This is a genomic window from Arthrobacter psychrolactophilus, assembly GCF_003219795.1.
In the GTDB taxonomy this organism is placed as follows: domain Bacteria; phylum Actinomycetota; class Actinomycetes; order Actinomycetales; family Micrococcaceae; genus Specibacter; species Specibacter psychrolactophilus.
This window is the reverse complement of the sequence record NZ_QJVC01000011.1, coordinates 88351-96487: the sequence shown is the minus strand read 5'-3', so window position 1 is coordinate 96487 and position 8137 is coordinate 88351. Positions and strand designations below refer to the sequence as shown.

The following is an 8137-nucleotide window of genomic DNA, read 5'->3' as shown; positions in this document are numbered from 1 at the left end:
AAAATCGGCTTCACCACCCCCGAAGCCGAGTGGTTCGGACACATGAAGGAAAAGATCTACGAGATCTTCCTCTCCTCTTCCTTCGGCTCACGCCCGTACTGGAACCAAGACGCTGTCATCTACGCCTTCGAGGAACACCTCAGCGGCAAGTCCTCCGGATCCACCATGGTCTTCTGGCGCCTCATCAACACCGAACTCTGGCTACGCGAATTCTTCGACGAGCCCGAAATCTACGTATCCCCTTCGACCACGAGAGCTGATGCAAAATCGTCAGTGGGGGACTGATCCTGACCAGTTTGAGGTCACGGTGGTCCGTGTTGACTAACCTTGGGGTCCGGCGGAAGCCAGCCACGCTCTCTGCCAGCCTCCCACTCAAGGCAAGTGTCGAGATCGAACTCCAGGCCATGTGTCGCGTGGACTGAATCGAACGCTTGGGCACCTGGATACACACGCGTCAGTTGGCTGCAAGGACACCCGCAGATCGCAACAGGTTGGCCAGATTCCTGGGCAGCCGAGGTTTGCTTGAGATTGGCGTGAGTGGGTTCCGTTGTTGACCCGAATACGGCTATCGGAGGCCCAATACCTATCCACGCCAACCCTCAAATGTCACATAGTTCAATATCCGCGGAATCTTGCAAGCTATGAGCCCCTGTACAGGAAAAGGGGGAGCGAAATCGGGAGGCAATTGTGACGAATTGGGGAAGTAAAAGGGGAGTTGGTCTCGAACGCCTCTGGCCTGCGAGGTATAACCGCAGGTCAGAGGCACTTTTGTGCCTCGGGCCGGACTCGAACCGGCGGCCAACAGAAACTCAGAGATCTCATGCCAACAGCATCCTTTGACCGCCAAAAACCGCCAATTTCCGAGGGAGTTCAGGCCAATGAGGCCCTCGAGATGTCATGAACTGCGGTTGGTTTTCGTTCAAAAACGTGAGTAAAACGTGACGAAGCCCTGCAGCACAGCGCCGTGGCCTCAGTCTGGTGGCCGTTTGCAGGTTCATCAACAAGGTGGATGGCAGGTCGCATTTTGGTTCTCGGCAAACCCACAGCGGATATGGATATAGTTGTTTCTACTATGGATGACCCTCCCTCACACATGCCCTTGCCCCTCATTCCTCTAACCGGTACGCCGGTCGACGCGGGAGAGGGGCGCTTCGAATGTATGAGTTGATCATGATCGGTATCGGTCTTGTCCTCACCGTCGGCACGGGATTGTTCGTTGCCTCGGAATTTGCGCTGGTCAATCTGGACCGCCATGATCTTGAAGCCCGTCAGGCTAAGGGTGAGAAGCGGCTTGGCCCGACGATCAAGGCGTTGAAGATTACTTCCACGCACCTCTCCAGTGCCCAGCTCGGCATCACCTTGACCACATTGCTTACGGGTTACACGTTTGAGCCGGCTATCAGCTCCTTGCTCCGTGAGCCGCTGATTGCTGCCGGTGTCAGCGAGTCCATCGTTCCAGGCGTTGGCGCAGTGGTAGGTATTTTCATTGCCACGGTCTTCTCCATGGTGATTGGTGAATTGGTGCCTAAGAACTTTGCCTTGGCCCTTCCGCTGGCCACAGCGAAGGTGGTCATCCCCTTTCAAGCCCTCTTTACTACTGTGTTCAAACCGGTCATTGTGCTGTTCAACAACACGGCCAATGGCATCATCAGATCCTTTGGTATCGAACCAAAGGAAGAACTGTCCGGTGCCCGTAGCGCTGAAGAGCTTAGCTCCTTGGTTCGACGCTCGGCACTTGAAGGCGTTCTCGACCAGGACCATGCACAGCTGCTGCACCGGACGCTTCGCTTCTCTGACCTCAGCGCCGCTGACGTGATGACCCCGAGGGTCCGCATGATCACGGTGGGCGCCGATGAAACGGCTGAACAGATCGTTGAGGCCGCCACATTGACAGGGTTCTCGCGTTTCCCCGTGATCGGGCGAGACAGGGATGACATCCTCGGCGTCGTCCATGTCAAGCAAGCGTTCGCCGTCGCCTTGGCCGAGCGCACCGATGTGAGGGCATCGGCGTTGATGATTCCGGCGTTGATCGTTCCAGAATCCATGGGCGTTGATTCACTCCTGGGCTTGCTCCGCAAACAGGGCCTCCAAGTGGCCATTGTCTCCGAGGAACACGGCGGAACGGCCGGCATCGTCACCCTTGAAGACTTGGTGGAAGAAATCGTGGGAGAACTTGAAGACGAACACGACCGAGCCAGGGCCGGCGTCGTCAAGACGGGCCGCTCGATTACTTTCGATGCATCCCTGAGACCTGATGAATTGCTGGACCGGACGGGGCTCAACGTCCCCGAAGGCGAGGACTACGACACTTTGGCCGGGTTCGTCACCGACCAACTCGACCGCATGCCCGAACTGGGCGACGAAGTTGATGTGGAGGGCGGCACCCTCCGTGTGGAGCGAGTGGTCGGGACACATGTAGAGCGCCTGAAATTCACTCCTGCGGATATGCCGGAAGAAACTAAGAGCCGACACGACCAAATCATTGATGACCTGACGCAGGAGACAACCCATGAGTGAGTATCTACCAGGCATTATCTGGCTCGTTGTCCTGTTGATCGTCAACGCGTTCTTTGTCGGTGCCGAGTTCGCCGTGATTTCGGCACGTCGTTCACAGATCGAGCCCAGGGCTGAGGCTGGAAGCAAAGCCGCCAAAACCACGCTCTGGGCTATGGAGCATGCCACCTTGATGCTGGCCACGAGCCAGCTCGGCATCACCGTGTGTTCCTTGGTGATTCTGAACGTCTCTGAGCCGGCCATTCACCATCTGCTCGAAATCCCCTTGGGACTGACCTCGCTGTCCGGGGAAGCGATCGGGATTATTGCGTTTGCCACGGCATTGTTGCTGGTGACGTTCTTGCATGTGGTGTTCGGGGAAATGGTGCCCAAAAACATCTCCTTCTCCGTGCCCACACGAGCTGCCCTGATCCTGGCCCCGCCGTTGGTGTTGGTGGCCCGGATCTTCAAACCCGTCATCTGGACTCTGAATGGTCTGGCCAACGGCATTCTGCGCTTGTTCAAGGTCGAGCCCAAGGACGAAGCCACCAGCGCTTTTACCCTAGATGAGGTGGCGAACATTGTGGAGCAATCAACCCGTGACGGTGTTCTGGAAGACACCAGCGGGACACTGTCCAAGGCCTTTGAATTCACGGCCAAGACCGTGGCGGACGTTGAAGTGCCCATCAAGGACATGGTTCTTATGCCGGATAAATCCTCACCGGCAGATATCCAACGTGCTGTCGCTCAGCATGGGTACTCCCGCTACATTCTGACCAACGAAGACGCTGAGCCGAGCGGGTATTTGCACCTTAAGGACGTCATGGACCTCACCGGGCCGGCAGCTTTTGCCGAGCCTGTCCCGGCGAAACGTATCCGCCGTCTGGCCTCTGCCTACAGCGGCAGCGACCTCGAAGACGCCCTAGCTGCCATGCGTCGAACAGGCGCCCATGTAGCCCGCGTTTTCGACGAGGCAGGTACGACGACGGGTGTCTTGTTCCTGGAAGACATCATTGAAGAACTCGTCGGGGAAGTCCAGGACGCTACTAGCGGCGACCAGCAACCCTAGCCCCGCTGGGTGGACTATTCCAGGAGCGAGACGGCCCGGGCGATGACCAGAGCCAACAGGATGAATCCTCCGGCTGATTCAAGGCCCATGAGTGCTTTTGCTCGTGCGGATAAGGGCATGGTGTCTGTGGGGCTGAACGCCATCGAATTCGACAGGGAGAAATACAGGTAGTCAATGAAGGAAGCGACCCATCCTGTTTTCTGGGATGACCGTGCGGCGACTTCATCGATCGCGTCGTGGTCCTCGTCTTGGGGGAAGCGGAAGTCAGCCGGTGGCAGGTCTGTGCGTTTGGTGTGGCGCCGGCTGACGGGGCCACCTCGATCCAGTTCCCAAAAGACCAATGCGAAGGCGATGATGTTCGTGACCCAGATTTGTAGGGCGGCGAGCAATACTCCGGGCCCATCATCGCTGCCCTTGGCCGTGAGCAAGACGATCAGTTGGACTAAGGCAACCCCGTTGGCCGCGACCAATAGTAACGCTTGGCCGGTGGCCAATCGCTTGGACCATTTGGTTTCCTTGTGCAGGTGGTGGGGGTTCAAAATGAGCAATGGAATGAGCATTGCGAGCCCGATCCCGACCACGGTATAGCGCAGAACGGGAAAGAAAACACTGGGCAAAGTCCCATACAAGCCCAATGCGACCAGCAGCCCCAAGACAGCGGGCCAGCGATGCTCAGCACGTACCTTCTCTGGATCCGTCGTGTTCGCCATGGCCTGATTCTAAGCCCTCATGGGCCTCGATCCTTGGGCGATCAGAAGACCGACAGCGGTCAGTCTCCTGTGGAGGGCAACCTAAACGAAAGTGTTTTCTGTCCGGGCCCGCGAGTCACTGTATTTAGGTCCTTCAACCGGTCTCGATGCAGATACAAGTAGGGCCGTAGAGACTTATCTCCACGGCCCTACTTGTCTCTGCATCCCCGGCTTATAGGGTCACAGGAATGCGTGATCTCACGAATCAGTCGGTGTGATCTGCTGCTATCTTCTTGCGCCGTCCGAGGGCGTAAGCGCCAATGATGACCAGGGCAAGCAGGACGATGCCGCCGCCGATGTACCAGACGGTGTTGTCTGGTTCCGTGTCGTTGACAGTGGTGGTCGCGGCCTGTTCAGTGTTTTCTACGCTCTCTGCAGTTGCAGTTGTGGGTGTTGCTGCGGCGCTTGCTCCGGCTTCCGCGTAGGTGAAGGTGAATTTTCCGTCGATGGGGTGTCCGTCGGCGGAGACAGTGCGCCATTCCACGGTGTGTTCGCCGGGGTGGTCGATGTCTGCAGCGATGCTGAGCGTGGGGCCGTCAGCGGTGACTTTTCCGGTGCTGACAACGTGACCGTCGGGGGCGGTGACTTTGATGATGCTGCTGTCGGGCAGGTCGGTGTTCGGTGCTTTGGTCAGGGTGATGGACACTTTGCCGGGGTTGGTGGTCACGGTGTCCCCGTTGCTGGGGTTGGAGGACGCCAGGGCATCGTGGGCCTGGGCCGGGCCGGCTGCCAGGAGTGAGGCGAGGGCCATAGCCGTGGCGAGTGCACCAATTTTTTGGGCGCGACGGAAATTGAGCTTCATGAGGGGTGTCCTTTCGGGACAAGCTGCGCACTGGGGCAGCGAAAGATTGTGTGAGGTCGTGGCTTCTTCTGCGGGGCGTCAGGCTCTCAGGTCCCAGGCCCTACAGGGCAGCAGTCGCCGGAGGCCCTCGTGGCGCGAGCAGATCTAAACCGGCAAAGAGTGTTGGTGCGGTGGCATGATCGGCCAGGACTATGAGCCGAGTGAAAACAGGAAGTGGGCGGGGTCGTATCTGCGCGGTGAGGGGGCGCAGCCAGGCAAGGAGTTGCCACAGTGCCGCCTCACCATGGGCCAAGATTAGGGCGGTCAAACACACGGCTATTGCGTGGGCGGTGACCATGGGTGCGCCGCCGAGGTCTTGACCCATGTGGTGGGTGGCTCCGGCAACGGCGCCCAGGGAGCTGCAGTCCGGGATGGCATTGCTGTGGTGGCCGTGGTGTGTGGCCATACTGGAGGCTGTGCAGTGTCCGGTGACTCCGTGGAACAGGCTGAACACGCTGTGCAGAAGGCCTTGACCGGCGCCCAGGATCAGGGACATGGCGGGCAGAGTGATGCGACGGCGGGAGAGAAGAGTGACAGGGATCAGGATCAGTGCGGCCAGCAGGGCAAGAATGGCTGGTGGGGGCAGTGATCCGTCTGCAGCTGTGTGGGCGGCGATGGCCAGGCCCAGCACTGCTGTGGTGACTAGCAGGGCACGCGGAAGACGCAGGGGTGTATGAGCTGTCATAATCCCGTCTTCCTGTGTGCCGGTGCTAGTACGTGGTGTGTGTTAGTCGTGTGTGGGTTCGCCGGTCAATTGGTGGTCCGCGTGGTTGATGGTTTCTCGGATCAACCGCACCAGGTGACCATCACGCAGGGAATAGATCACGTTGCGGCCCTCCTTGCGGGTATCTACTAGGCCGCTGTGGCGCAGCTTGGCTAGATGTTGGCTGGCCACGGTGCGGGGCACGCCGGCGGCGGCAGTCAGCTCCGAAACAGTCTTGGGCCCGTCGGAGAGCTGCCAGAGCAGGTGCAGGCGGGTGGGTTCGGCAAGCATCCTCAATGTTGCTGCTGCGGCGTCCAGGAGTTCGGGGCCGGGCTCGACTGCGTGGACGAGCGAGGGGGATTCAGTGGCCGCGCTGGGCACGTTCTCCGGTTGACTGCTCAATGGTCACTTCCTCAGTTTCTACAGTGGGGCATCCGTCAGGGAATGTCGGGGCCAGGACAGGAATGCACCTGCACTACCTATCATCGCAATAAAAGTCAGTGCCAGCGCAGCCGGCCCCAATCCAAAGGTGGCACCGATCCACCCTGCCAGTGGGTAGGTGACGATGTAGCAGGCGTGGGAGAGGGAAAACTGGGCCGTGAAAACGTACGGTGCAGTTTCCTCCGTGGAGGCGTTGCGCAAGAGCCGGGAGGACGGCGTCAGGATTGTGGAGTTGCCTGCACCGAGCAGGAACCACAATCCCAACAGCCACCACCATTGACCCGGTCCGGGCGGCAGGAACGTCAGAACCGTGGCCCCGGCCAGGACAAGAGGCAGCACGGCGGCACCGGTGAGCATGACCACCCGATCCCCGAAGCTATCCAAGACCTTGGGCGCGCAGAGCGCAACGATCATCGAGCCAACCCCGAAACAGGCCAAAGCCAGGGCAAGATCGGTTGCCGGGCGGTCCAGGGTTTCACGGACATAGACCACCGTGTTGACCAGCACGAAGGCGGTGGGGGCTGCGACCACAAGATTGAGGGCCAGCAAGGACCGCAGGCGTCGGTTCCGCCAGAAAATACGGGTTCCCAGCGTGGTCCGGTGCCACAACGAGGTCTGCACCCCGGCAGCTTGCTCGGTTCTTGGCAACCGGGTGACCATCACCATCGAGGCGGAGAACAGGAAGCCGACCACGGTCCCAAGGAACAGGTTGTTGTAGCTGATCACCGTCAACAGCACGGCCGCCAAGGCCGGGCTGACCAACGCTTCCATGTCATAGGCTAGCCGTGACAGGGACAATGCCCGTGTGTAGTCCCGCTCGTCCTTTAACACCTGTGGGATCAGGGACTGGAATGCCGGGGTGAACGTGGCGGAGGCGGACTGCAGCACGAAGATCAGCACATAGATTTGCCATGTTTCGGTAATGAACGGCAGGCACAAGGCCATGCCCGCACGCAGCAGGTCGGCACCGATCAACACCGGCTTCTTCGGCAGCCTGGCCACCAAGGCATTGATGACCGGGGCGAATCCGACGTAGGCGGCCATTTTCACCGTCAATGCCGTGCCCATCACCGCGCCTGCATCTTTGCCGGCCAGGTCAAATGCCAGCAAACCTAGGGCCACAGTCAACAACCCGGTGCCCACCAGGGCCACCACTTGGGCGGAGAACAGTCGCCGGTACGTCGTATTTTTCAGAATAGACAACATCACAAAGGACCAATCGCGTGCATAGGTGCGAACTATTGCACCTAATATAGCAGAAGTCCCTTCGAACGTGCGCGTGTGGCCGCTCTGGTTACGGGTTGGCTTGGGGTTCAGTCTGAAGGGATGAAAATCTGCCAGGAACGGGCAGCCGTGGCCGCTGGGTGGCTAACCCATTTGAGGGGCAATTGCCGCATTGCGTGAGCTGGAAGGTCGATGCTTCTGGGCGATTTTGTAGCCATCAAGCAGACTGGATTCTTGCTCGCTGACGTTGTCCAGTGCCGCGGGTGGGACGATCGGAGGGCCTAATAATTGGGTCCGTTGGCAGGCGGTCGGCATTGGTGCATAGTGACTGTTTTTGACAGTCTTTAGCAGGAGTCGGAAGGACTCCGGGGGATTCCTTCACCAGGTTTCGGGCCGATTTTGGTTGCCGTGCAGAATAACTTCCGAGCAATAGTTCGTCTGATAACGTGAGCAAAAACGTGACTTGGGCCGTTTTTGGCGTTAAATGCCTCTGACCTGCGGAACATAACCGCAGGTCAGAGGCCCTTTGTGCCCCGGGCGGGAATTGAACCCACGACCAAGAGATTAGAAGGCTCCTGCTCTATCCGCTGAGCTACCGAGGCGTGGCTCTTAGTTAC

At 59.1% G+C, this 8137-nt stretch carries 7 protein-coding genes, 1 tRNA gene and 1 pseudogene; 3 read left to right on the top strand and 6 right to left on the bottom strand.

Going from position 1 to position 8137, the window contains the following annotated elements; translation table 11 throughout:
- The 3 genes and pseudogenes from CVS30_RS11805 to CVS30_RS11795 all read left to right on the top strand — a co-directional run.
- A pseudogene (locus CVS30_RS11805) lies at positions 1 to 285 on the top strand (asparagine synthetase B); the annotation flags it as partial.
- An 870-nt stretch (positions 286 to 1155) separates the two neighbouring features.
- Positions 1156 to 2517, top strand: coding sequence for a hemolysin family protein (locus CVS30_RS11800; RefSeq protein ID WP_110485527.1), 1362 nt, complete (start codon positions 1156 to 1158; stop codon positions 2515 to 2517).
- Positions 2510 to 3562, top strand: coding sequence for a hemolysin family protein (locus CVS30_RS11795; protein WP_110485526.1), 1053 nt, complete (start codon positions 2510 to 2512; stop codon positions 3560 to 3562). Before CVS30_RS11800 ends, CVS30_RS11795 begins: the two co-directional genes overlap by 8 nt.
- A 14-nt stretch (positions 3563 to 3576) precedes the next feature.
- Here CVS30_RS11795 and CVS30_RS11790 read toward each other — a convergent pair whose 3' ends face one another.
- From CVS30_RS11790 to CVS30_RS11765, 6 genes are all read right to left on the bottom strand, one after another.
- Positions 3577 to 4272 (bottom strand): hypothetical protein, encoded by a 696-nt coding sequence (locus CVS30_RS11790; protein ID WP_110485525.1) that lies wholly within the window; start codon positions 4270 to 4272, stop codon positions 3577 to 3579.
- Between the two features lie 244 nt (positions 4273 to 4516).
- Positions 4517 to 5113 carry a copper resistance CopC family protein gene (locus tag CVS30_RS11785; protein ID WP_110485524.1) on the bottom strand — a complete coding sequence of 199 codons (597 nt, stop codon included), beginning with the start codon at positions 5111 to 5113 and terminating at the stop codon, positions 4517 to 4519.
- A gap of 100 nt (positions 5114 to 5213) precedes the next feature.
- A complete protein-coding gene (locus CVS30_RS11780; protein ID WP_110485523.1) occupies positions 5214 to 5837 on the bottom strand; it encodes a hypothetical protein in 624 nt (207 codons plus the stop codon).
- Positions 5838 to 5879: 42 nt separating this feature from the next.
- Entirely contained in the window at positions 5880 to 6257 is a 378-nt protein-coding gene (locus CVS30_RS11775) for an ArsR/SmtB family transcription factor (RefSeq protein WP_110485522.1), read from the bottom strand.
- Between the two features lie 18 nt (positions 6258 to 6275).
- Positions 6276 to 7502: an MFS transporter gene (locus tag CVS30_RS11770; protein WP_110485521.1), complete on the bottom strand. Its 1227-nt coding sequence runs from the start codon at positions 7500 to 7502 to the stop codon at positions 6276 to 6278.
- A 547-nt stretch (positions 7503 to 8049) separates the two neighbouring features.
- Positions 8050 to 8122: transfer RNA gene (locus tag CVS30_RS11765), tRNA-Arg, on the bottom strand.
- Between the last annotated feature and the right edge of the window lie 15 nt (positions 8123 to 8137).

Excerpts from the sequence above, each read along its gene's own strand:
- CVS30_RS11800 (WP_110485527.1), top strand. The coding sequence starts at position 1,156 with ATGTATGAGTTGATCATGATCGGTATCGGTCTTGTCCTCACCGTCGGC.
- CVS30_RS11795 (WP_110485526.1), top strand. The coding sequence starts at position 2,510 with ATGAGTGAGTATCTACCAGGCATTATCTGGCTCGTTGTCCTGTTGATC.
- CVS30_RS11790 (WP_110485525.1), bottom strand. The coding sequence starts at position 4,272 with ATGGCGAACACGACGGATCCAGAGAAGGTACGTGCTGAGCATCGCTGG.
- CVS30_RS11785 (WP_110485524.1), bottom strand. The coding sequence starts at position 5,113 with ATGAAGCTCAATTTCCGTCGCGCCCAAAAAATTGGTGCACTCGCCACG.
- CVS30_RS11780 (WP_110485523.1), bottom strand. The coding sequence starts at position 5,837 with ATGACAGCTCATACACCCCTGCGTCTTCCGCGTGCCCTGCTAGTCACC.
- CVS30_RS11770 (WP_110485521.1), bottom strand. The coding sequence starts at position 7,502 with ATGTTGTCTATTCTGAAAAATACGACGTACCGGCGACTGTTCTCCGCC.